Here is a 22366-nt window from a genome sequence, read left to right on the forward strand (position 1 = left end):
ACCGAGGTCCGGGACCACGAAATCGGTTTCGGCGCCACGCTGTCCCCGATCGCGCTGCGGCACCTTTTCGACCACTCCGCCGTGCACCTGAACGTCGAATGGCGGGACCTGCCCGAGGACGCCTGGCACCGCACGGTCCGGACCATCCAAGGCCGGGAAGTACCCGCCACCGAAACGGTCTGGATGCGCACCCGCGAAGTGTGGATCCACGCCGTAGACCTCGACAACGGCGCTAGCTTCCAGGACATCCCGGAACCCGTGCTCCGCAGGCTGCTGGCAGACATCACCGGCGCCTGGAAGAACCGCGGGAGCGACGCCGGGCTCGTGGTAAAGGTCACCGGCCAGGACCCGGAACCCGTTTTCGGCGGCACCTCCGCGGCGTCCCCGACCATTGTCTCGGGAACGCTCCCCGCCGTCGTCGAATGGGCAGCTGGCCGCGGCACCCGCGGCGTGACCGCCGTCGGGCCCGGCACGGAAGCTTCCCCCAACGGTGGCGGCCGGGTTCCTGCCGCCCCCACATGGATTTGAGCCTGACGCAACGCAGCAGGGTGAATCGGGCAGGATGATTCAGCGCTGCTGGAGATCCGTGGTCCGGCCGGAGCCGATCATGGCAGCAATCTTGTCCTCGAGGGCCGCGACGGTGGCTTCCGGCAGCACTATCAGGCCATCGAGTTCCCGCCGGGCGCGCTTGTACGCTGTCTGCCGTTCGGCCGGCGTGGCCGCGCTGTCGGAGGCGATCCGCAGGAGCTTCCGGGCCGTGTCCAACCGCTGGCGTTCCGGGCCACTGAACTTGCTGTCCTTGATCCGCAGGGCTTCCCTTTCGGCGACGTCGAAAGCCAGCTCGAACCCGTTGACCGCCGCCCGGTACTCCGCCAGGCGTGCCGGCGTCGTGATGTCTCCTGGGGCTGCGGGGCGCAAACCGTCTGCCTCCCGCTTGGCGCGGAGGAAGGCCACGGTAAGGGGTTCGCGGACATCCGTCATGACCGGAAAGTCGATGAGTTTCCCCACGTCCAGCTCGTAGTCCAGCCAGCGCCGGTTTACGGCGTCGTGCGCGCTCATCAGGGCAAGCACGTCCGACTCGCTGGCCCGGGCTGCCTCGGCCGACTGGTTCCGGAGTTTGTACAGTTCCATCCGGCGGCGGTGGCGCCGTTCGCTGGCCCTGGACCACGACCGCGCCCATCCCCCGATCAGTCCGCTCATGGGAAAGATGAGCCACCAATTGTGGCTGACGAAATTGAAGAAGGGATCCACCGCTTCATCGTCCCACCCGCCCTGACCAGTCTCAAGAGCCTGCCCACGTCCCCGGGTCGACGAAACCCGAAGCCCGGGCAACCCGCGTTCCTGGACGAGCAGGGCGCCGTTCATGGGCACGGAAAGCCCCCTTTCGCAAGGGGGCTTTCCGTGCATGCCGTGATCGGAGCCGGCAGGTAAGCAGGGTCCCGGCCCCGCGTCAATCCTCGTGCTTGACCTTGTGGACCTTGGTGACGATGGTGGGGCATGGCACGTTCAGCAGCACAGCGTGGGCCGTGGAACCCAGCACCAGGCGGGAGAAGCCACCGCGGCCACGGCTGCCGACCACCAGAAGCCGCGCGTTTGATGCGATGTCCACGAGGGCCTTCGCCGGTTCCGTGTCCGTTTCGAGGCGCTGGTTGATGACGAGATCCGGGTACTTGTCCGTCAGCCCGGCCACCGATTCGCCGAGGACTATCCGGTCCTCCTCGACGATCGTCTCGGCGAGACCGCTGGAGGGCATCGCGCTCTCCACCCACCTCGCCGGGCTACGGAAGGCGAGTACAACGGTCAGCTCGTCGCCCTCCCTGTCTGCCTCGGCGGCGGCCAGCGAGACCGCCTGCAGGGACTCCTCGGATCCGTCCACGCCCACTACAACGCCTTTGTTGCCCGTGCCCCGATCAGGCGGGATCACGGCGACGGGGCTGTCCGAACCGGAGACAACCTGCAGGGCGCGGTCCGTTACGGGACCGCCATCGAGCCAGTGCTTGTCGTGCGTACCGATGACCACCAGGGAGGCTTCCTTGGAGGCCTCGCGGAGCGCCGAACCGGCACTGCCGTGGCGGAGCTGGATGTCGAACTCGACGCCGGGCACCTTCTCGTGGGCGCTGGTTTGCGCCTTCTGGAGCAGCTCCATCCCCGCTTCCCGGATGAGTTCGTGGTACTGGAAGTCCGGGGACATCCACCGGTCATCCACTGCGTGGACGGCGACAATGGGGAGTTTCTGCCGGGCCGCGCGCTGGAGGGCCCACGCCAGCGCGGCCTCGCTTCCCGCAGACCCGTTGATACCGACGACGATTGCTTTGTTCATTCTGAATCCTGCTCTTTTCCGTCGCGTGAGCTGTGTCGTGATCTGTGTATCGCATGATCCGGCCGGCAGTATCCACAGGCTGCCGACACTTCAGTGTGCTTCGCCGGCCGAACACCAGTTAGGGCCATAAGCCCTCACAGCCGTCACAGCCGCCGTGGCCTGGCCTAGTAGCCGCTGGGCTCGGTCTCGAACTCGGGCTCCCGGGGTGGCCCCTCATGATGGACCGGGCGCAATGCCGCCGTGTGTTCCAGCCAGATCAGGGCGTCGTAGCGTTCCCCCATACGGGTCGGGACATAGTTTCCGAGCTCCCTCTCCGGGTGGTAGACGACGCCGATTGCCCGGTGGCCCAGCCAGGTGGAGAGCCACGGACCGGACCTGTCGTCGCCGAACTCGAGGACGGCGGGAACGCCCAGGGACTGGTGCAGGAAGTCCTCGTGACTGCCCGGACGCGCCTCCGGCACCGTGAGGATTCGCTCCGGGCTCCCCCAGGCGTCGGCGGCCAGCACGGATCCGCGGTGGGACGCGAAGCCCACCAGCATGACGCCGTCGCCGGCGTGCCGTTCGCGCAGCAGCTGCCCGACGTTGACCATGCCGTCCTGCGCCATGTCCGTCGCACGCGCATCGCCGACATGCGTGTTGTGCTCCCAAATGAGCCCTTTCGACGCCGCGCCGAGGTGCCGGCTGAGGCGGTCAATGGTGTCCGCCATGTGGTGGTCGCGGATGTTCCAGGACTGCCGGTCCCCGCGGACCATGATCCGGTAGTAGTGCTCCGCGTTCGCGGCGACCTCGGCGTTCTGCACGGCATCGAAGGCGTCCTCGTCATGGATGCCGGGGCTGAAGACCCGGTTCCTGACCTCGGTCAGGAGGGCGACGACGTCGGCCTCGCAGGACTGCGGCACGAGCCGCGTGCTCCACGCGTACTTGTGCGGGTCCTCGTGGTGGGGCAGGAAGCACTGCCAGGCGCGCATGGCCGCTGGGACGGCGTCCGGGACGTGCTCTTCAAGCCAGCCGATGATCTCGCGCAACGAGTCCCACAGGGAGTAGACGTCGAGTCCGTAAAAACCGACGCGCTTATCCATCGGACGTCCCGCGTTCCAGGTACGCAGCCAGTCGAGGAAGGCGGCCACTTCCTCATTGGCCCACATCCACGTAGGCCAGCGTTCGAACCCGGCCAGCAACGCGTGGACACCCTGGTTGTGCCCGTCCTGGCCGCGGACCCAGCGGTTGATGCGCCAGCAGTCGGGCCAGTCCCCCTCCACGCCGATCCAGTTGTAGCCTTCCTCCGCGATGAGCCGCCTGCTGAGCGTGTCCCGCCAGGTGTAGAACTCATGCGTGCCGTGCGAGGCTTCGCCGATGGCGACGAAGCGGCAGTCCGCGGCACGCCGGACCAGCCCGTTCAGGTCCCTGTCCGTCTTGAGCGGTCCGGCGAGGGCGTGGATCTCCTGCAGGACCGAGGTTTTGGTGACGGCGACGGGATTCATCGGGGGTCCTCGATCGAGATCTTTTCGAGGTGTTCGGGAACCCTCGCCCGCCAGCCGAGTTCGCGTTGGATCCGGATGCGCAGGGCATCGGACGCGTCGGGCTCGCCGTGGGTGATGTAGGTCATGCGAGGCTCCTTCTCTGCTGCCTTCATCCACGCGATGATGCCATTGGCGTCCGCGTGGGCGGAAAGGCTTTCCATCTGGATGACTTCAGCCCGGACTTTGACGTCCTCGCCGTAGATGCGTAGTTCGCGCTCGCCGGCGGCGAGCGCGGCCCCCCGGGTGCCCCCGGCCTGGAAACCGCTGAGGATGATGGCGTTCTTCGGATCCGGGCCGTAGGTCGCCACGTGGTGCAGGATTCGTCCACCAGTGAGCATGCCGCTGGCCGAGATGATGATCATCGGACCGCCCCGCAGGTTCAGGAGCTTGGAGTCGTCCACCGTCCGGACGAGCTTGGCCAGCTTGTACATGTTCTCGTATTCATCCTGCTTGAGGTGGTGCTCCTCGCGGTGCCGCTGGTACATCCCGGAGGCGTCGATGGCCATGGGGCTGTTCAGGTACACGGGGATGTCCGGAATCGCGTTCTTCCTGCGGAGCCGGGACAGGAAGAGCATGAGCGTCTCCGCCCGGCCGACGGCGAACGCGGCGAACATGATGACCCCGCCCCGTTTCGCGACGCGGGTGATGATCTCCCCGAGCTGCTTCTCCGGATCCTCGGCAGAGTGCTCCCGGTTGCCGTAGGTCGATTCAGTCACAAGGACGCCCACCCCGCCGAGCGGCCGGGGCGGGTACATGAAGGGGTCATCGGCGCGGCCCAGGTCCCCCGTGAAGTGCACCGAGTGGGAGCCGATCCGGAGATGGACCTGTGCGGCGCCGAGGATGTGGCCCGCAGGCACGAACGTCAATTCAATGCCGCCGCCGAGCTCCAGGGGATCGTCAAAGCCGTGGACCCTGAAGCTGTTCAGCGACTTGACCGCATCAGCGGCCGTGTACAAAGCCAGGGCCGGGCTGTGCCTGGATGATGCCCGCTGTGTCGCGTACCTGGCTTCCTCCTCCTGCAGGTGCCCGCTGTCGGGGAGGATGAGCTTGCATAGGTCCGTGGTGCCGTCCGTGGCGTGGACGGGCCCGGCAAACCCGTCACGGACCAGTGCAGGAACGTAGCCGGTGTGGTCCAGGTGCGCATGCGTCAGGACGACGGCGTCGATGGACTGGGGCGGGACCGGGAAGGGGGCGCGGTTGCGGTCGCGGCTGCGTTTGTAGCCCTGGAAAAGTCCGCAGTCGACCAGCACGCGTGTGCCCCCGGATTCGACCAGGTAGCGGGAGCCGGTGACGGTATCGGTCGCTCCAAGGAACTTCAGGCTCGGCTGCTGGTGTTTCATGGTGCTCCCGTTCCGGTGCCCGTGTCCGTCCGGCAACGGGCTGACAGGGCCACGACGGGTGCACGGACGAGAACCCGCTGGACCGCTGCATCCCGATGTACCCCCAAGCTTCCGCTCAAGCCGGGTCCGCCCCTAGGGCCAAAAGTCACGTCCGGGACCGCCTCCTGCGCCCCGGTAGGATTTCCGGACAGGCGTTTTCGGGCGCAGAGCCGGACGCCGGAATCGGCGCACCCCCAGTGGCAAGGACACACCATGAGCAAGAAATCCACCCGGGGACCGGCGCACCCGGGCCGCCCCTGGACCGCCCTCTACAGCCCGGGCGTTCCCACGGACCTGGCGCTCCCCAAGGGCTCCCTCGCGGACTTGATGGACGCGTCCGTGCGGCGCTACGGGTCCAAACCGGCCCTGGAGTTTTTCGGGGCGCAGACCAGCTACCGCGAACTGGGCTCGCTGATCAGTCGCGCGGCCGCCGGGCTGAAGGAGCTGGGTGTTAAGGCCGGGGACCGGGTAGCGCTCGTCCTGCCGAACTGCCCGCAGCACATCATTGCCTTCCACGCCGTGCTGCGCCTTGGCGCCGTGGTCGTGGAACACAACCCGCTGTACACGGACCGCGAGCTGCGGCACCAGTTCGAGGACCACGGGGCCACTGTGGCTGTCGTCTGGGACAAGGCCGTGGACCGGGTGCGGCAGCTGCGGGCCGACGTCGGGCTGACAAAGATTGTCTCCGTGGAGCTGATCCCGGCGATGCCGCTGCTTCAGCGGGTCGCGCTGCGGCTTCCGTTGCCCGCGGCGCGGAAGGCACGCGCTGCCCTGTCCGCGGGAAAAGTCACGGGCCGGACGCACCCAGGGCCGGTCCCCCGCCCGGTCCTGCCGTGGAAGGAACTTTTCGAGGCGGGGGTGCTGAAGAAGAAACACCCCCGCCCATCAGCCCAGGACCTCGCCGTCATCCAGTACACGTCCGGCACCACGGGCCAGCCCAAGGGCGCCATGCTCACCCACGCGAATCTGCAGGCCAACGCCGCACAGGGGCGGGCGTGGGTGCCCGGGTTGAAAGAGGGCAAAGAAACCGTCTATGCGGTCCTGCCCATGTTCCACGCCTACGGGCTGACCCTGTGCATGACGTTTGCGTTGAGCATCGGCGCGAAACTCGTGCTGTTTCCCAAGTTCGACGTCGACCTTGTGTTGAGGGCCCTCAGGAAGTCACCTGCCACGTTCCTCCCGGCCGTGCCCCCTATCTACGACCGGATCGCTGCCGCCGCGGCCGAGCGCGGCGTTTCGCTGGCCAGTATCCGCTTTTCCATTTCCGGGGCCATGAACCTTCCGGCGTCGACCGTGAAGACCTGGGAAGAAGCGACCGGCGGCTACTTGATCGAAGGCTACGGGATGACCGAGACCTCCCCCATCGCCCTGGGCAACCCCTTCGGTCCCAGCCGGAAGCCCGGGACCGTGGGAGTGCCGTTCCCGTTGACGGATATCCGCGTGGTGGACCCGCAGAACGTGCTGATCGACCGCGCCCCGGGCGAGGAGGGCGAACTCCTGATCCGCGGGCCGCAGGTTTTCTCCGGCTACTGGAACCGCACGGCGGAAACCGAAAATGTGCTCCTGGAGGGCGGCTGGTTCCGCACGGGCGACATCGTCTATGTGGACAAGGACTATTTCGTCACCATCCGGGACCGGATCAAGGAACTGATCATCACCGGCGGGTTCAACGTCTCGCCCTCGGAAGTCGAGGACGTCCTGGCCGACTATCCGGGCGTTGTGGAGGTGTCGGTGGTGGGCTTGCCCCGCCCCGGAGGCGGCGAGGACGTGGTGGCGGCGGTGGTCCAGGCTCCGGGGACCGCCCTCGACGCCGGGGCGCTCCTGGCCTTCGCCCGGAAGAACCTGGCGGCCTACAAGGTGCCGCGCCGGGTCGAAGTCCTCGAGATGCTGCCGCGGTCCCTCATCGGCAAGGTCCTGCGCCGCGAAATCCAGGGCATCCTCACGGCCCGACGGTAGCCCGCGGTTCGTGGCTGCGGCCGGAGGACAGGGCTGCCGGGGTCCGTCGGGCGGCCGTCCGAATTTGCCAGGACCGGGCGGATCGCTTGCGGCGCTCCGGGCAAGCTGATAGGCCTGAAGGTATCGTGCGTAGTGGCAGATCAGCGCACCCCCATCCGGTGGTGTTGGCAGAAGGGAAGTTCACCGTGACCCGCAAGACTCCTCACATCGAGGAATTTGACGAAAAAGACCTCGTGGTTGAAGACGGGCCGAAGAGCTGGGCGGCCGGCATTCCGGGCGTCTACCATTCCATGAAGCCGGCTCTCGAACAGATGGGCCTGAACCGTACCCGCAAGACCGTGATGGCCATGAACCAGAAGGACGGGTTCGACTGTCCGAGCTGCGCCTGGCCGGACCCGCATCACCGCAAGGCGTTCGAGTTTTGCGAAAACGGTGCCAAGGCCGTCACGTGGGAAGCGACGCAGATCGTGGTTCCCAGCAGTTTCTGGGCGGAGCATTCCGTCAGCGAGCTGCGCAGCCGCACCGAATACTGGCTCGGCATGCAGGGCCGGCTCACGGAGCCTGTCTACAAGGCGGCCGGCGAGGACCACTACAAACCGGTCACCTGGGACGAGGCCATCAAGATCCTCGGCAACAAGCTCAAGAGCCTGGAATCCCCGGACGAAGCCGTCTTCTACACAAGCGGCCGCGCCTCGAATGAGGCGGCCTTTCTCTACCAGCTGTTCGCCCGCGGCTACGGCACCAACAACCTGCCCGACTGCTCCAACATGTGCCACGAATCCTCCGGCTGGGGCATGGGCCAGACCATCGGCATCGGCAAGGCCACCGTCAGCTTCGACGACTACGCCAACGCGGACCTCATCATCATCATGGGCCAGAACCCCGGCACCAACCACCCCCGGATGATGACCGAACTTGAAAACTGCAAACACAACGGCGGTCAAATCGTCGCCGTCAATCCCCTGCCGGAGGCGGGCCTGCGCCGCTACAAGAACCCGCAGCAGGTCAACGGAGTCATCGGCCACGGCGTCCAGATCGCCGACCAGTTCCTGCAGATCCGCATTGGCGGCGACATGGCACTGCTGCAGGCCGTCTCCAAGAGGGTGCTCGATGCGGAGGCCAGGAACCCCGGAACGGTCCTGGACCACGCGTTCCTGGCTGAGCACTGCGAAGGTCTTGAGGAGCTCCGGGCGCACCTGGGCGAACTCGACGAGCAGGCAGTGCTGGAGGCGACAGGCCTGCGCACGGAGGACATCGATGAGCTCGCCGCCCGCTACTTGAAGGCCGAGAAGGTCATCATCACGTGGGCCATGGGGATCACCCAGCAGAAGAAGGGGGTCGCCACCATCAAGGAGATCATCAACCTTCTCCTGTTGCGCGGGAACATCGGCAAGCCAGGCGCCGGAGCCTCTCCCATCCGCGGGCACAGCAACGTCCAGGGTGACCGCACCATGGGAATCTGGGAGCAGATGCCGCAGTCGTTCATGGACGCCCTCGGCGAGGAGTTCGGTTTCGAACCGCCCCGCGACCACGGCGCCGACGCCGTCGAAACCATCAACAAGATGCGCGACGGCGAGATCAAGGCCTTCGTGGCCCTCGGCGGCAACCTCGTGGCTGCCATCTCGGACACCCACGCCGCCGAGGCCGCCATGGAAAACACCGAGATGACGGTCCAAATCTCCACGAAGCTGAACAGGTCGCACACCGTGACCGGCCGGGAAGCACTGATCCTGCCGACCATGGGCCGCACCGAGATCGACATCCAGGAGTCCGGACCCCAGTTCGTGTCGGTGGAGGACACCGTCTGCGCAGTGCATCCGTCCTGGGGCAAGGTTGAACCCGTTTCGCACAACCTGCTCTCCGAGCCGGCCATCATCAGCCGGCTCGGCAAGGCAGTCGTGGGCGACAAGATCAAAGCCGACTGGGACGGCTTTGAGAGGAACTACGACCTCATCCGGGATCACATCTCGCGCGTGGTGGGCGGCTGCGAAAACTACAACGAAAGGATCCGGCAGGACGGCGGCTTTATCCTGGAGAACGGCCCCCGCGACTCCCGCACCTTCCCGACGCCGACTGGCAAGGCCGTCCTCACTGTCAACGAGCTCGAACACGTGGAGCGCCCCGCCGGCACGTTGATCCTGCAGAGCATGCGTTCCCACGACCAGTTCAACACCACTATCTATTCGCACAACGACCGTTACCGGGGCATCAAGAAGGGACGCCACGTGGTGTTCGTCAACCCGGAGGACCTTGCTGAACTGGGACTGGCCGACGCGCAGTACGTGGATATCCGCGGAGAGTACCAGGATGGTGTGGAACGGGTGCTCCGCAAGTACCGGGTGGTTTCCTACCCCACCGCCCGTGGCTGTGCGGCTGCCTACTACCCTGAGGCCAACGTGCTGGTGCCGCTGAACCACACGGCTGAAGGCAGCAACACACCGATATCCAAAGCCGTGATTGTCCGGCTCGAACCCAGCCTGGACCAGACACCGGCGGATTCGCCCCCCGCAACGGCAGATGCAGCCGCACCCGGCGCGTCCTGACCCCGGCGCGTCCTGACCCCGGCACCCGCTGACCCCGGCACCCGCTGACCCCGGCGCTTCCTGGGCCGGGGCACGCGGGCCCGGGGGCCCGGCGGAAATCCGGGCAGTACAAGCCCAGCAGTGAAAGCCCCAGCAGAGCAGAGACCGCGTTCCCCGACGGGAACGCGGCCTCCTCCATGCCGAACCGGCCTTACTGGGCCCTCTTGGTCCAGCCTTCTTCGTCCGGGCCGCCAGCCTCCCCGTGCTCGCAGAGCTCGATGACTTTGTTGGATGCGGCGTGCACGGCCTCCTGCGTACTCTTCCGGCCGTTGGTAGACGCGGTGCCGGCGGCGTAGCCAACAATGAAGGCGCTGATGGCGTCGGCGTGCGGGCCGACGGCCTTCTCGGACTCCTGCGCAACCTGGACGATCTTTTCGTGGTCGACTTCCAGATCCAGGATCTGCAGGGCCTGAATGAGCCTGCTGCTCCAGTGCCGCAGTGAGCTGTCTTCCTCTCGGGACAAAGTCATGGCTACTCCTCTTCGTGGGTGCGTGAACGGATCCTCTACCCCTCAAGGGTTAGCACCCGCGCCCGCGATGTGCAACGCGACACAGCGGCTCCCGCATCAGCTCCAGAGCGCAACATGGAACTTGGACCCGCGGCGTTCGAGGCCGCGGGAGCCGCCCGGGGCAACCATCGCGGCCGTGGCATCCGCCGAACTGACAAACCGTTGCAGGGTCTGTGCCAACGTGGTGGTCCGGTGCCGGTCCAGGGTACTGACCCACCACAGACCGGAGATCGGGGTCCCGGCGACCGGCACCCGGGCCAGGGATCCCTTCCGGATTTCGGCGCGCACGATGTGCCCCAGGGCAAGCATGGTTCCTTCGCCCGCCCTGACGGCGGCGAGGGCGTCTGTTTCGCTGCTGAGCCGGACGATCTCCGGAGCCACCCCCATGGACGCCAGCCATCGGCCTTCCTCGGTGCTTTCCTGGATTCCGGCGGGCCCGGCAAACCACGGTCTGTCGAGCAATTGGGGCAGCGCGACCGGGCCGTGCAGCGCGGCGAGCGGATGATCCGCCGCCACAATGAAGACCCGCTGATACCGCAGGAACGGGACCGACTCCAGGCCGGCGTCGGCTGCGGCTGGACTGTCCGGCGCCGGCCGGGCCCCGAGGGCGATGTCATAAGCCTGCTCCAGCAGCAGCGAGGCAACGTCTTCCGCGGCTTCGACCACCACGTCCACGGTTGCGCCGGGAACACGGCGCGTAAAGACATCCAGCAGCCGTCCGGCGGCGTGTTCCGCAAAGGGCGCCGTCGCCACGATCTTCAGGCGTCCGGCGTCGGTTGTGGCGTTGGCCACCTCCCGCCGCGCCCGGTCCGCGAGGCCGACGATTTCCTGCGCGTATTCCGCCAGCGCCCGGCCGCCCGGGGTCAAGGCGATGCCGCCCTGGGCGCGCACGCAGAGGGGGTCGTTGAGGTCCTGCCGGAGCGCAGCAAGGGCAGCGGACACAGCGGGTTCGGTGACCCCGAGGGCTTCTGCGGCCGCGCGAAGGGAGCCCAGCCTGGCCACAAGGGCGAACGTCCGCAACTGGCTCAATGTCATCGCCACAGCGTCATAACCTTTCGCTTATGACGATATTGACACTCCCTTTGCACCGGGGCAAGACTGGCCTCAATCCGGCTCTGCGCAACCGCCGTACACCCTTCTGTACCTCCGCTGCCCACCGCTGGCGGGTCTTTGGAATGAGGTAGGGACTATGCAGATTCCGGCTCCCTTTGACTATGTGCGCGCCACGACCGTGGAGAACGCCTTGGAGCTTCTTTCACGCCACGGCCCGGACTCCCGGGTCATTGCCGGGGGCCACAGCCTCCTGCCAATGATGAAGCTCCGGCTCTCCCGGCCGGAATGGCTGATCGACATCAACGACCTTTACGAGCTCGACTTCATCCTCCGCGACGGCGACAGGCTCCGCGTCGGTGCCATGACCCGGCACACGGCACTCCTGGAGTCGGCGGAGATGGCAGGGCTGTTCCCGATCGTGCGGGACGCCGAATTGGTGATCGCCGACCCGGTTGTGCGCAACCGTGGCACCATCGGCGGCTCACTGTGCCAGGCGGACCCTGCCGAGGACCTCTCCACGGTCTGTGATGTGCTGGGTGCCGAGGCAGTCATCCGCGGACCCGGCGGCGAACGCATCCTGACCATGGCCGAGTTCCACCGGGGGCCCTATGAAACCGGAGTTGGACAGGATGAGCTGCTGTGCGAAGTCCGCTTCCCCATCCGCCCGCGCTCCGGCAGCGCCTACGAGAAGGTTGAACGCCGGACGGGCGACTGGGCAGTCGCCGCGGCCGGCGCCGCTGTCCGGCTCACTGCCGAAGGTCTGATAGACGACGCCGCCGTCGGACTCACAGCGCTCGGCGCCGGTCATCTGGTCACCGAGGTTGCGGCCCTGCTGCGGGGGCAGCGCCCCGATGGGGAGTTGTTCGTTGAGGCCGGCCGGCTGGCAGCCGCCGCCTGTGACCCGGTGCAGGACCAGCGCGGACCGGTCGACTACAAACGGCACCTGGCCGATGAGCTCACCAGGCGGGCATTGCGGCGGGCCTGTGCCCGCGCCGCCCAGACACAGGAAGGCTGAAGCTGATGCAGATCAGCATGCGCGTGAACGGCAACGAAGTCACCAGCGAGATTGAACCCCGGGTATTGCTGGTCCATTACATCCGCGAGGTTCTCGGCCTCACGGGTACGCACTGGGGCTGCGACACGAGCAACTGCGGGGCGTGCGTGGTCCTCATGGACGGGCAGCCCGTGAAGTCGTGCACCGTCCTCGCCGCCATGGCCGACGGGCACGACATCCGGACGGTGGAAGGGCTGGCAAGTGGAGGATCCCTCGATCCCGTCCAGCAAGGCTTCATGGAAGAACACGGGTTGCAGTGCGGATTCTGCACGCCCGGAATGATGCTGACGGCCCGGGCCCTGCTGGACAAGAATCCACATCCCGATGACCTGGAGATCCGGCGGGCCATTTCGGGGCAGATCTGCCGGTGTACCGGCTACGCCACGATCGTGCGTTCGGTGCAGTGGGCCGCCGCCCACCCCGCGGGCGCCGGCGCGGACACCGTCACCGCGGACAACGCGGACACCGTCACCGCAGGCGCACACACCCAGGACTCAGAGGTGAAGGCATGACCGTCATCCACGAGCGGCCGAGCAACCCGGCCGCCGGCGACGAGGACCGGCCGATCGGCTACGGCCGCATCCAGCGGAAGGAAGACCCGCGCTTCGTCCGCGGAAAGGGCAACTACATCGATGACATCGTCCTGCCGGGGATGCTTCATGGCGCCATCCTGCGGGCCCCTGTGGCCCATGCCCGTCTCGTATCCATCGACACCGCCAAGGCCCTGGCGCATCCCAAGGTCGTCGCCGTCATCACCGGCAAGGACCTCCTCGGCCTCAAACTCGCGTGGGCTCCGACGCTCTCCGCCGATGTCCAGGCGGTCCTGGTTACGGACAAGGTGCGGTTCCAAGGGCAGGAGGTCGCCTTCGTCGTCGCCGAGGACCGCTACGCTGCGCGGGACGCCCTGGAGCTGATCGACGTTGAATACGATGTCCTGCCTCCGCTGGTCGACGCCCGCAGGGCCCTCGATCCGGACGCGCCGGTGATCCGCGATGAGATCCCCGGCCGGAACGACAACCGGATCTTCGACTGGGAAATGGGAGACAAAGCGGAAACCGAGGCGGTGTTCGCCGCTGCCGACATCGTCGTCAGCCAGGAGGTCGTCTATCCCCGGGTCCACCCCGCCCCCATGGAAACCTGCGGCGCCGTCGCCGACTTCGACGCGGTCAGCGGCAAACTCACCCTCTATGAGACAACACAGGCCCCTCATGCCCACCGGACGTTGTTTGCGATAGTCGCCGGCATCCCGGAACACAAGATCCGCATCGTGTCCCCGGACATCGGCGGCGGGTTCGGCAACAAGGTCGGCATCTATCCTGGCTACATCCTCGCCGTCGTCGGCTCGATCGTGTCCGGCCGCCCGGTCAAGTGGGTGGAGGACCGCTCCGAAAACCTGATGTCGACGTCGTTCGCCCGCGACTACATCATGCAGGGCGAGATCGCGGCCACCAGGGACGGCAGGATCCTTGCAGTCAGGGCCCATGTGCTGGCCGACCACGGTGCGTTCAACGCCACCGCGCAGCCGACCAAGAATCCGGCCGGATTCTTCTCCATCTTCACCGGGAGCTACGACCTTGCGGCGGCCTACTGCTCCGTCACGGGTGTCTACACCAACAAGGCCCCGGGCGGCGTCGCCTACGCCTGCTCCTTCCGCGTCACCGAGGCCGTCTACCTGGTCGAGCGGATGGTGGACATCCTGGCCCGGAAGCTTGAGATGGACCCCGCTGAACTGCGGCTGAAGAACTTCATCAGGCCGGAGCAGTTCCCGTACGCCAATAAGACGGGCTGGGTCTATGACTCAGGCAACTACGAGGCAGCCATGCGGCTGTCCATGCAGCTCGCCGGTTATGAGGACCTCCGGCGCGAGCAGAAGGAAAAGCGCGCCCGCGGCGAGCTGATGGGCATCGGCGTGTCCTTCTTCACCGAAGTCGTCGGCGCCGGACCACGCAAGCACTTCGACATTGTGGGCCTTGGCATGGCCGACGGCGCCGAGCTCCGGGTCCACCCGACCGGCAAGGCCGTCGTCCGGCTCTCCGTGCAAAGCCAGGGGCAGGGCCACGAGACGACGTTCGCGCAGATCGTCGCCGAAGAACTCGGCATCCCGCCGGAGGACATCGATGTCGTCCACGGCGACACGGACCAGACGCCGTTCGGCCTCGGCACCTACGGCAGCCGTTCCACCCCGGTCAGCGGCGGCGCCGTGGCGCTCGTCGCCCGCAAGGTCCGTGAAAAGGCCAAGCTGATCGCCGCCGCGATGCTGGAAACCCGCCCCGAGGACCTGGAATGGGAGAAGGGCCGCTGGTTCGTCAAGGGCGACCCGGGCGTGGGGAAGACCATCGCCGAGATCGCCATGGGCGCCCACGGCACGGTGGCCCTGCCCGAGGGCGTGGACGGCAACCTCGACGCCGAGGTCACCTACGACCCGCCGAACCTGACGTTCCCGTTCGGCGCCTACATCTGCGTGGTCGACGTCGATCCCGGCACGGGCCAGGTCAAGGTGCGGCGCTTCATTGCTGTGGATGACTGCGGAACCAGGATCAACCCGATGATCATCGAAGGCCAGGTGCATGGCGGCCTGACCGACGGCGTCGGCATGGCCCTGATGGAAATCATCGAGTTCGACGAGGCCGGCAACTGCCTCGGCGGGTCCTTCATGGACTACCTGATTCCCACGGCCATGGAGGTGCCGGACTGGGAGACCGGGTTTACCGTCACCCCGTCGCCGCACCATCCGATCGGTGCGAAGGGGATCGGCGAGTCCGCCACGGTCGGCTCGCCGCCGGCCATCGTGAATGCCGTTGTCGATGCCCTGGCACCCTACGGCGTCACGCACATGGATATGCCCTGCACCCCGGCCCGCGTCTGGGCCGCCATGCAGGGCCGGGCAAGGCCGCCGATCTGACATGCCCGCTACCGCAGATTCCCTCGCGGCCCGGGCAGATGACCTCGCCGGCCGCCGTGAGCCGTTCGTGCATGCCACGGTGGTCCGTGCCCAGCGGCCCACCAGCGCGCACGCCGGCGACACTGCTTTGGTGCTCCGAACCGGCGAAATCCTCGGCTTTGTCGGCGGAAACTGCGTCGAGGCGTCGGTGCGGGAGTACAGCCTCAGGGCCTTGGTGGACCAGGAACCGCTGCTGCTGCGCGTCGTGCCGGGCGAGCCGTCCCGCACTGTCGAGGAGGGCGCCGTCGAGGTCTCCAACCCGTGCCTGAGCGGCGGGGCGATTGAGATCTTCCTCCAGCCCCGCATCCCCGCGCCGCGGGTCGTGGTGGTCGGCACCACCCCGGTAGCCCGGGCCCTCGCGAGCCTTGGGGCCGGCGTCGGACTGGACGTGGAACTAACCGACGGTGAGTCGGCCGGCCCCCTCGGTGGCGACGCTGCCCTGATCGTCGCTTCGCACGGCAAAGCCGAGGAGGGCGCCTTGGAAGCGGCCCTGCGGGCAGGGGTGCCCTACGTTGCCCTCGTGGCCAGTGAGACCCGCGGGGCCGCCGTGCTCGGTTCGCTCGACGTCGACGACGTCCTGCGCTCGCGGGTGCACACTCCAGCGGGACTCCCGCTCGGGGCGCGGACCCCCGGGGAGGTCGCGCTGTCCATTCTTGCCGAGCTGATCAGCGAACGGAACACGGCACGGAGCACCGCGACGGCTGCATCGCCCGCGTCCCCGGAAGCCGGGGCTCTGGAAACCGCGGTTGACCCGGTCTGCGGCATGTCCGTGCCGGCCGTTGATTCCTCGCTCCACCTTGAGCACAACGGCGTGACCGTCTACTTCTGCTCACCCGGCTGCCGTGCCGCCTTCCGCAAGGATCCTGAGCGCTATGCCCCCGCTACGTGAACCGGGGCCGGTGCCCGGCACGGGGCCGTTTGCGGCGCAGGTGCCCGGGCTCCGGGCCGCCGGCATCATCCTCGCGGCAGGGGCGTCGCGGCGCCTCGGCCGGCCGAAGCAGGTCCTCCCGTACGGCACTGGCGTCCTGCTCGATGCCGTCCTGGCGACTGCCCGGGACTGCGGCTTCGCCCAGACGGTCCTGGCGCTTGGAGGTGCAGCGGCAGAGGTGCAGCAAACCGTCGATACCGCAGGCTGCGACGTGGTGGTCAACCCGGACTTTGGCGAGGGCTGCTCCTCCTCGATAGCCACGGCCCTGGCGGTGCTGCACCCGGAGATCGAGGCCGTGGTGCTCATGCTGGGCGACCAGCCCGGCGTCCGCGCCGGGAGCGTGCACGCCCTCCTCCGGGCCTTGGCGGTCCGCCGGCCCGGCCGCGCGGGTGGCACCGGCATCGCGGTGTGCCGCTATGAGGACGGGATAGGCCACCCGATGGCGTTCACTCAAGGGCTCCTGCCGCAGCTTGCGGGCCTCCATGGGGACAAGGGGGTCTGGAAACTGGTGGAGCAGCGGGCGGCCGACGTCGTGGAGGTCGCCATCCCCGGCCCTGTCCCCCAAGATGTGGACACGGAAGATGACTACCGCCGGGTTTTGGCCGAGCTGCAGGCGCGAGCATGACGACGGTGGCGCGCCCCGGCGCGGAGGAAGATGTGCAGCGGCGCGTCCCGGACGTCGCCACACTGATGGCGGCGCTGGACAGGGACGACTACCTGGCCGACGTCGGACTCGCCACGGCGCTGTTCCTTGCCGTCCGCCTGCCGCAGCCCATCCTCCTCGAAGGCGAAGCCGGTGTCGGCAAGACGGAGGCCGCAAAGGCCCTGGCGCGGACCCTGGACACCCCGCTGTTCCGGCTGCAGTGCTACGAGGGGATCGACGCCGGAGAGGCACTCTACGAATGGAACCACCAGCGCCAGCTCCTCGGGATCCGGCTGGCCGAGGTCCGGGATGCCGCCGTCACGGAGACCGATCTTTTCGGGCCGCAATATCTGCTGCGCCGGCCACTGCTGCAGGCGATCGAGCATCCCGGGCCCCGCCCCGCGGTCCTCCTGCTCGATGAGATCGACCGCGCCGATGCGGAGTTCGAGGCATTCACTTTTGAGCTGCTGGCGGAGGCCGCCGTCACGATCCCGGAGCTGGGCACTATCCGGGCCACCCATCCCCCGATCGTCGTCCTGACGTCCAACCGGACCAGGGACCTGCACGACGCGCTGACCCGCCGGTGCCTGTATCACTGGATCGACTACCCGGGGCCCGCCCGCATCGCCGAGATCGTGCGGCGCCGCGTACCGGCCAGCAGCGGCCCGCTGGCGCTGCAGGCGGCAGCCGTGATCACCCGGCTGCGGACCCTGGACCTTGCCAAGCCGCCGGGAATCTCGGAGGCCATCGACTGGGTGTCCGCCCTCGCCGTGCTAGGGGTCGAGCGGATAGACGCCGCCACAGCGGACCAGACCCTGGGCTCGATCGTCAAGAACCGCGACGACCTGGAGCTCGTCGGCGCGCGCGGGGCAGCCTGGCTCGTGGAGGGTACCCATGGCTGAAGGCACTCTCCTGCCGACCGTTGAGGCAGCGGCATTGTCTGCCGCGTTCGTTATGGCACTTCGGCGCGCCGGCCTGTCATGTTCCCCGGACAGGGCTGCCCGGCTGGCCGAGGCCTTGCAGCTGATCCCTCCGGCCGGGCTCGAACAGCTCTACTGGTGCAGCCGCATCGTGCTTGTGTCCTCCCGGCAGCAGTTGCCCCTGTTTGATGCCGTCTTTGCTGCTGTCTTCAGGGGCGGATTCGCCCCGGACCAGCGTGACGGCCCCGCAGCGCAGGCCGCCGCGCCGCTGGCCGGGCCCGAGGAGCGCACTAGGGCCGCACCGGCGCCCGAGGGTGCGCCCGAGGGTGCGCCCGCCCGGCCACAGTCCCAGCCGCTGGTCGCGTCTGCAGGCCGGGACAGCATCGCGGAGCGCAGCGGAGCCGGAAGGGAGGCCGTCCTGGCCATGGCCTCCACCGAAGAACACCTGCACGAAATGTCCTTCGCGGCACTCTCCGCCGACGAAGTCGTCGAGGTGCGCAGGCTCGCGGGCAAGCTGCTGCTGGCCACGCCGGTGCGCCTGAGCCGCCGCACGCGCAGGTCCGCGCACAGCGGCGCCCGGCTGGACGTCCGGGCAACGGTGCGGGCGGCCCGGCGGTCGGGTTCCGAAACCATGCTGTTGTTCTATGCCCGACGCCGCCGGCAGCGGCGCAAGCTGGTGTTGCTGTGCGACGTTTCCGCTTCGATGGAACCATACTCCCGCGTATTCGTCTCGCTCCTGCAGGGAGCGGTGGCAGGCTCCGGGGCCGAGGCCTTCGTCTTCTCCACCCGCCTGACCCGCCTGACCCGCCAGCTCATGCTGCGCAACCCCGACCAGGCGCTGGCACGGGCTGCTGCAGCCGCCCCCGACTGGGCCGGCGGTACCAGGATCGCCGAGAGCCTCCGCCGCTTCATTGACGAACACGGCCGCCGCGGACTGGCCCGGGGCGCGGTGGTGGTGGTGTTCTCGGACGGCTGGGCCCAGGACGATCCCGGGCAGGTCGCGGCCCAGATGGCCCGGCTGCGGAGACTGGCGTACAGGATCATCTGGGTGAACCCGCGCAAGGCTGCGCCGCAGTATGAGCCGCTGGTGGGCGGGATGGCGGCGGCGCTGCCCTACTGCGACGCCTTCGTGAGCGGACACAGCTACAAAGCTTTGGCAGAGGTGGCCGCCGCAATCAGCGGCGAAGGCCAGTCATCACGCGAGAGGCAAAGGACGAACTAATGCATATCGACAGCGGTTTCTCGGTAGTCGCACCGATCGGGCAGGTATGGAACACCCTCATGGACTTCGAGCGCGTGGCAGGTTGCCTCCCGGGCGCGAAGATCCTGGGCAAGCTCTCAGAGGACGCCTACCAGGTTGGCATGACGGTGAAGCTGGGTCCGGTGACCATGCAGTACAGGGGCCTGCTGAACGTCGTCGAGCGCAATGCGGGTGAACACCGTGCCGTGCTCAGCGGCAAGGCGCAGGAGACCCGCGGGCAGGGCACGGCCGAGGCAACAGTCACCTTGGCCCTGGCCGAAGACGGCGGCACTACGAGCGGCACGGTCAGCGCAGAACTCTCGCTCTCCGGCAAAGCTGCCGCCATGGGCAAGGGCGTGATCGGCAGCGTCACGGAGCAGATGATGTCCCTCTTCGCCAGGAACCTGCAGGCCATGCTGGCGCAGCCCGCACCGGAGGCTGCCGCTCCTGCCGTGACGGCCGCACCGGCGTCCGGGACCCTGACGGAACCGCCCGCAGAAGCGGCGACAGAGGCGGCAGAACCGGCGACGGCACCCGAAACGGCTCCGGCCCCTCCCCCGCCCCTTCCCCCGGGTGCGGGGCCGCAGGCCCCCACGGCCGGGAGCCTGGATGCCGTGAGCCTGGCCAAGGGCGTTGCCGCCGAACAGCTTTCCCACCCCGGAAAGGTGCTCGGCATGATGGCCGTGGTGGCGTGCATCGCTTACTTCGCGGGCCGGCGCTCTGCGCTCCGGATGTGCGGCAGGATCTGAGGCGCGCCGGTGCGTGATGTTCTGGCGGCGATGATGCCGGGCTGGCAGGAGGGCAGCACCGCCGGCCTGGCCACCGTCGTGAGCGCTTACAAGTCGGCCCCGCGGCTCCCGGGAGCCTCCATGCTGGTCACCGCCGACGGCGAAGCGGTCGGTTCGGTCTCGGGGGGTTGCGTCGAGGGTGCCGTCTATGAGCTCGCCACCGGAGTCAAAGAGGACGGCACGCCTGTCCTGGTGCGCTATGGGATCAGCGACGACGACGCCTATGCAGTAGGCCTGACGTGCGGCGGGATCATCGATGTCTTCGTTGAGCCGGTCTCACGCCAATACTTTCCCGAGCTTGGCGGCGTCGCGCAGGATATCGCAGCCGAGCGGCGGGTGGGGGTCGCAACCGTGATCGAGCATCCGGACAGCAGCCGGGTGGGCCGGCACCTCGTGGTCAGGCCGGGCGGAGTCGAGGGTGATCTCGGTTCCGCGCGCAGCACCGACGCCGTCGGCGATGACGCCCAGGGCTTCCTGGCCGCCGGCCGGACCGGCATCCTGAGCTACGGCCCCGACGGCGAGCGCCTCGACACCGGGATGCGGCTCTTCTTCGCAAGCTTCGCCCCGCCGCCGCGGATGCTTGTCTTCGGCGCCATCGACTTCGCCGCCGCACTGGCGCGGATGGGGGCCTTCCTGGGCTATCGGGTCACCGTCTGTGACGCCCGGCCGGTCTTCGCGACGCCAGCCAGGTTCCCTGGCGCGGCGGAGGTGGTCAATGCCTGGCCGCACCGCTACCTTGCGGAACAGTTTGCCAAGGGCCTGGTGGACCAGCGCACCGTCTTGTGTGTCCTGACGCACGATCCAAAGTTCGATATTCCACTCCTTGAAGTGGCACTCCGCGGCGCCCCCGTCGCCTACATCGGGGCCATGGGGTCCCGGCGCACCCATGCGGACAGGATCGCCCGCCTTCGCGAGGCGGGCCTGGGCGAGGCCGAGCTGGCCAGGCTGCATAGCCCCGTGGGTCTTGACCTGGGTGCGCGCACACCCGAGGAGACGGCGGTTTCCATCGCCGCGGAATTCATCGCGGAGCAGTGGAACGGCAGCGGCGAGCCGCTGCGGCGTCTCGACGAGCGGATCCACCACGGTGAGCCGCAGTGATTTCCAACGACGGACGCCCGCCCCCTCCGGATCAGTGCCCGGCGGTTGCCCCTACGGGCGCCAGCAACTGACGGTACCGGGCCGCGTGCTGCTCCAATTCCTCCTGCTCCACCCGGGGTGCCGAGTGCAGAACGAGGGGTTCGGCCATTTCCAGCCCACAAAGGTGCGCGGTGGCGTCCAAAGGAAGTAGGAGCTCAGCCATCGTGTAGCGGTTGTGACCCGTCGGCGCGTAGGAGGATTCGGGGCCGCCGGTCGAGAGCACCAGCTGGAGCCGCTTGCCGTGCAGCGCGTCCCCGCCCGCCCCGTAGGCGAAGCCGTAGGTCAGGACCTGATCCATCCATTCCTTCATGACGCCCGGCACGGAGTACCAGTGCCACGGGAACTGCCAGACGATGGTGTCGTGCCCGCGCAGGAGTTCCTGCTCGCGGACGACGTCGAAGCGGCGGTCCGGGTACAGGGCGGAAAGGTCCCGGACCGTGATGTTGTCCAGGCCGCTGACGGCTTCTGCGAGGTGCGCGGTGATCCGCGAGCTCTCGAGATCAGGATGGGCGACGAGGACGAGGGTGCGGTGTGACGTCATGGAAGGATTGTGCTTCTTTCTGAATCTGAATCGAGACCAACCAGTGCCGCGCTGACCTGCCAGAGGCGGTCCGCGTCAGCCTGGCGGTAGCTGCGCTTTGATGATTTCCTGGCTTTCCTGTTGGCAAAATACTGGCCGGTCACGTGCTCGAGCTCAGGCGCGGAGGCGAGATGGATCGATGTCTGCGCACCCTGCCCGGGGGTCTTCATCCACCGTGTGACCAGCGGCGTCATGACTTTCTGCAGCCGGCCGGGGTCCTCTGCCCCGAACGCCGTGGCTACCACTCCGGGGTGCAGCACGTTGGCTGTGACACCGGTGCCGGACAGGCTGGCCGCCAAGGCATAAGTGAACAGGACGTTCGCCAGTTTCGACTGGTTGTAAGCCCGCTGGCCCGAATAGGACCGTTCGGCCTGCAGATCCTCGAAGTCCACGCGGCCCATGGCCTGGGCACCGGAGGACACCGTGACCACCCGTGCCGGGCTGTCCTCCCTGAGTCGGTCGAGGAGGAGGTTGGTGAGCAGGAACGGTGCGAGGTGGTTCAGGGCGAAGGTGTATTCAACCCCGTCCGAGGTCACGCGCCGGGTGTTCCAGAAGCCGCCCACGTTGTTGACCAACACACCGAGGCGGTCCAGGGTTTGCAGGGCTTCCGCGGCCAGCCTGCGCACCTCGACCTGGGAGGAGAGGTCCGCCACGAATACGTCCACGGGCGCCACGGCGACGGCCCGGATCTCCTCCGCCGCCAGATGCGCCCGGTGAAGATTTCGTCCGGTAATGGCAACCCGGGCTCCCCTCCCGGCCACGCCCAGCGCCGTGGCCATGCCGATCCCCCGCTACCACCGGTGATCAGAACAGTTTT

20 protein-coding genes are annotated in these 22366 nt (G+C 67.8%); 12 read left to right on the forward strand and 8 right to left on the reverse strand.

Going from position 1 to position 22366, the window contains the following annotated elements:
* Positions 1-528: maleylpyruvate isomerase family mycothiol-dependent enzyme (locus AC1DES_RS13040; protein WP_476896127.1), on the forward strand; the 528-nt coding region annotated here is incomplete at its 5' end.
* 39 nt (positions 529-567) lie between these two features.
* On the opposite strand, the gene AC1DES_RS13045 is transcribed toward AC1DES_RS13040, so the two are convergent.
* The 4 genes from AC1DES_RS13045 to AC1DES_RS13060 all read right to left on the reverse strand — a co-directional run bounded on the left by AC1DES_RS13045 (position 568) and on the right by AC1DES_RS13060 (position 5180).
* Positions 568-1251, reverse strand: a complete 684-nt coding sequence (locus AC1DES_RS13045) for a hypothetical protein (RefSeq protein ID WP_476896228.1) — start codon at positions 1249-1251, stop codon at positions 568-570.
* A 199-nt stretch (positions 1252-1450) separates the two neighbouring features.
* Positions 1451-2320 carry a universal stress protein gene (locus AC1DES_RS13050; RefSeq protein ID WP_476896128.1) on the reverse strand — a complete coding sequence of 290 codons (870 nt, stop codon included), beginning with the start codon at positions 2318-2320 and terminating at the stop codon, positions 1451-1453.
* Positions 2321-2484: 164 nt separating this feature from the next.
* A complete protein-coding gene (locus tag AC1DES_RS13055; RefSeq protein WP_476896129.1) occupies positions 2485-3801 on the reverse strand; it encodes an erythromycin esterase family protein in 1317 nt (438 codons plus the stop codon).
* The gene (locus AC1DES_RS13060) at positions 3798-5180 is read right to left on the reverse strand and encodes an MBL fold metallo-hydrolase RNA specificity domain-containing protein (RefSeq protein ID WP_476896130.1); all 1383 of its coding nucleotides are present in this window, start codon (positions 5178-5180) and stop codon (positions 3798-3800) included. The genes AC1DES_RS13055 and AC1DES_RS13060 overlap by 4 nt, the downstream gene beginning before the upstream one ends.
* A 252-nt stretch (positions 5181-5432) precedes the next feature.
* Here AC1DES_RS13060 and AC1DES_RS13065 point away from each other — a divergent pair, with 252 nt between their 5' ends.
* Complete coding sequence (locus AC1DES_RS13065; protein WP_476896131.1) at positions 5433-7175, forward strand: long-chain-fatty-acid--CoA ligase; 1743 nt, start codon at positions 5433-5435, stop codon at positions 7173-7175.
* 185 nt (positions 7176-7360) lie between these two features.
* Positions 7361-9718, forward strand: a complete 2358-nt coding sequence (locus AC1DES_RS13070) for an FdhF/YdeP family oxidoreductase (RefSeq protein WP_476896132.1) — start codon at positions 7361-7363, stop codon at positions 9716-9718.
* A 190-nt stretch (positions 9719-9908) separates the two neighbouring features.
* On the opposite strand, the gene AC1DES_RS13075 is transcribed toward AC1DES_RS13070, so the two are convergent.
* Entirely contained in the window at positions 9909-10226 is a 318-nt protein-coding gene (locus AC1DES_RS13075) for a DUF6457 domain-containing protein (protein ID WP_476896133.1), read from the reverse strand.
* A 96-nt stretch (positions 10227-10322) separates the two neighbouring features.
* Positions 10323-11300 (reverse strand): LysR family transcriptional regulator, encoded by a 978-nt coding sequence (locus AC1DES_RS13080; RefSeq protein WP_476896229.1) that lies wholly within the window; start codon positions 11298-11300, stop codon positions 10323-10325.
* Between the two features lie 154 nt (positions 11301-11454).
* Here AC1DES_RS13080 and AC1DES_RS13085 point away from each other — a divergent pair, with 154 nt between their 5' ends.
* From AC1DES_RS13085 to AC1DES_RS13125, 9 genes are read left to right on the forward strand one after another with little or no spacing between them, the layout of a single operon-like run.
* A complete protein-coding gene (locus AC1DES_RS13085) occupies positions 11455-12333 on the forward strand; it encodes an FAD binding domain-containing protein (protein WP_476896134.1) in 879 nt (292 codons plus the stop codon).
* 5 nt (positions 12334-12338) lie between these two features.
* On the forward strand, positions 12339-12884 hold the full coding sequence (locus AC1DES_RS13090; protein WP_476896135.1) for a (2Fe-2S)-binding protein: 546 nt from the start codon (positions 12339-12341) through the stop codon (positions 12882-12884).
* Positions 12881-15274, forward strand: coding sequence for an aerobic carbon-monoxide dehydrogenase large subunit (locus tag AC1DES_RS13095; protein ID WP_476896136.1), 2394 nt, complete (start codon positions 12881-12883; stop codon positions 15272-15274). The genes AC1DES_RS13090 and AC1DES_RS13095 overlap by 4 nt, the downstream gene beginning before the upstream one ends.
* Position 15275: 1 nt before the next feature.
* A complete protein-coding gene (locus AC1DES_RS13100; protein ID WP_476896137.1) occupies positions 15276-16202 on the forward strand; it encodes an XdhC family protein in 927 nt (308 codons plus the stop codon).
* Positions 16186-16866 (forward strand): nucleotidyltransferase family protein, encoded by a 681-nt coding sequence (locus tag AC1DES_RS13105; protein ID WP_476896138.1) that lies wholly within the window; start codon positions 16186-16188, stop codon positions 16864-16866. The genes AC1DES_RS13100 and AC1DES_RS13105 overlap by 17 nt, the downstream gene beginning before the upstream one ends.
* On the forward strand, positions 16863-17786 hold the full coding sequence (locus AC1DES_RS13110) for an AAA family ATPase (protein WP_476896139.1): 924 nt from the start codon (positions 16863-16865) through the stop codon (positions 17784-17786). The genes AC1DES_RS13105 and AC1DES_RS13110 overlap by 4 nt, the downstream gene beginning before the upstream one ends.
* On the forward strand, positions 17779-19026 hold the full coding sequence (locus AC1DES_RS13115) for a vWA domain-containing protein (RefSeq protein ID WP_476896140.1): 1248 nt from the start codon (positions 17779-17781) through the stop codon (positions 19024-19026). Before AC1DES_RS13110 ends, AC1DES_RS13115 begins: the two co-directional genes overlap by 8 nt.
* Complete coding sequence (locus AC1DES_RS13120; RefSeq protein WP_476896141.1) at positions 19026-19793, forward strand: SRPBCC family protein; 768 nt, start codon at positions 19026-19028, stop codon at positions 19791-19793. The genes AC1DES_RS13115 and AC1DES_RS13120 overlap by 1 nt, the downstream gene beginning before the upstream one ends.
* 9 nt (positions 19794-19802) lie before the next feature.
* A complete protein-coding gene (locus AC1DES_RS13125; RefSeq protein ID WP_476896142.1) occupies positions 19803-20930 on the forward strand; it encodes an XdhC family protein in 1128 nt (375 codons plus the stop codon).
* Positions 20931-20961: 31 nt separating this feature from the next.
* Here AC1DES_RS13125 and AC1DES_RS13130 read toward each other — a convergent pair whose 3' ends face one another.
* Entirely contained in the window at positions 20962-21510 is a 549-nt protein-coding gene (locus tag AC1DES_RS13130; protein WP_476896143.1) for an NAD(P)H-dependent oxidoreductase, read from the reverse strand.
* Entirely contained in the window at positions 21507-22328 is an 822-nt protein-coding gene (locus AC1DES_RS13135) for an SDR family NAD(P)-dependent oxidoreductase (protein WP_476896144.1), read from the reverse strand. The genes AC1DES_RS13130 and AC1DES_RS13135 overlap by 4 nt, the downstream gene beginning before the upstream one ends.
* Between the last annotated feature and the right edge of the window lie 38 nt (positions 22329-22366).

It is taken from the genome of Arthrobacter sp. 05T442, assembly GCF_056395945.1.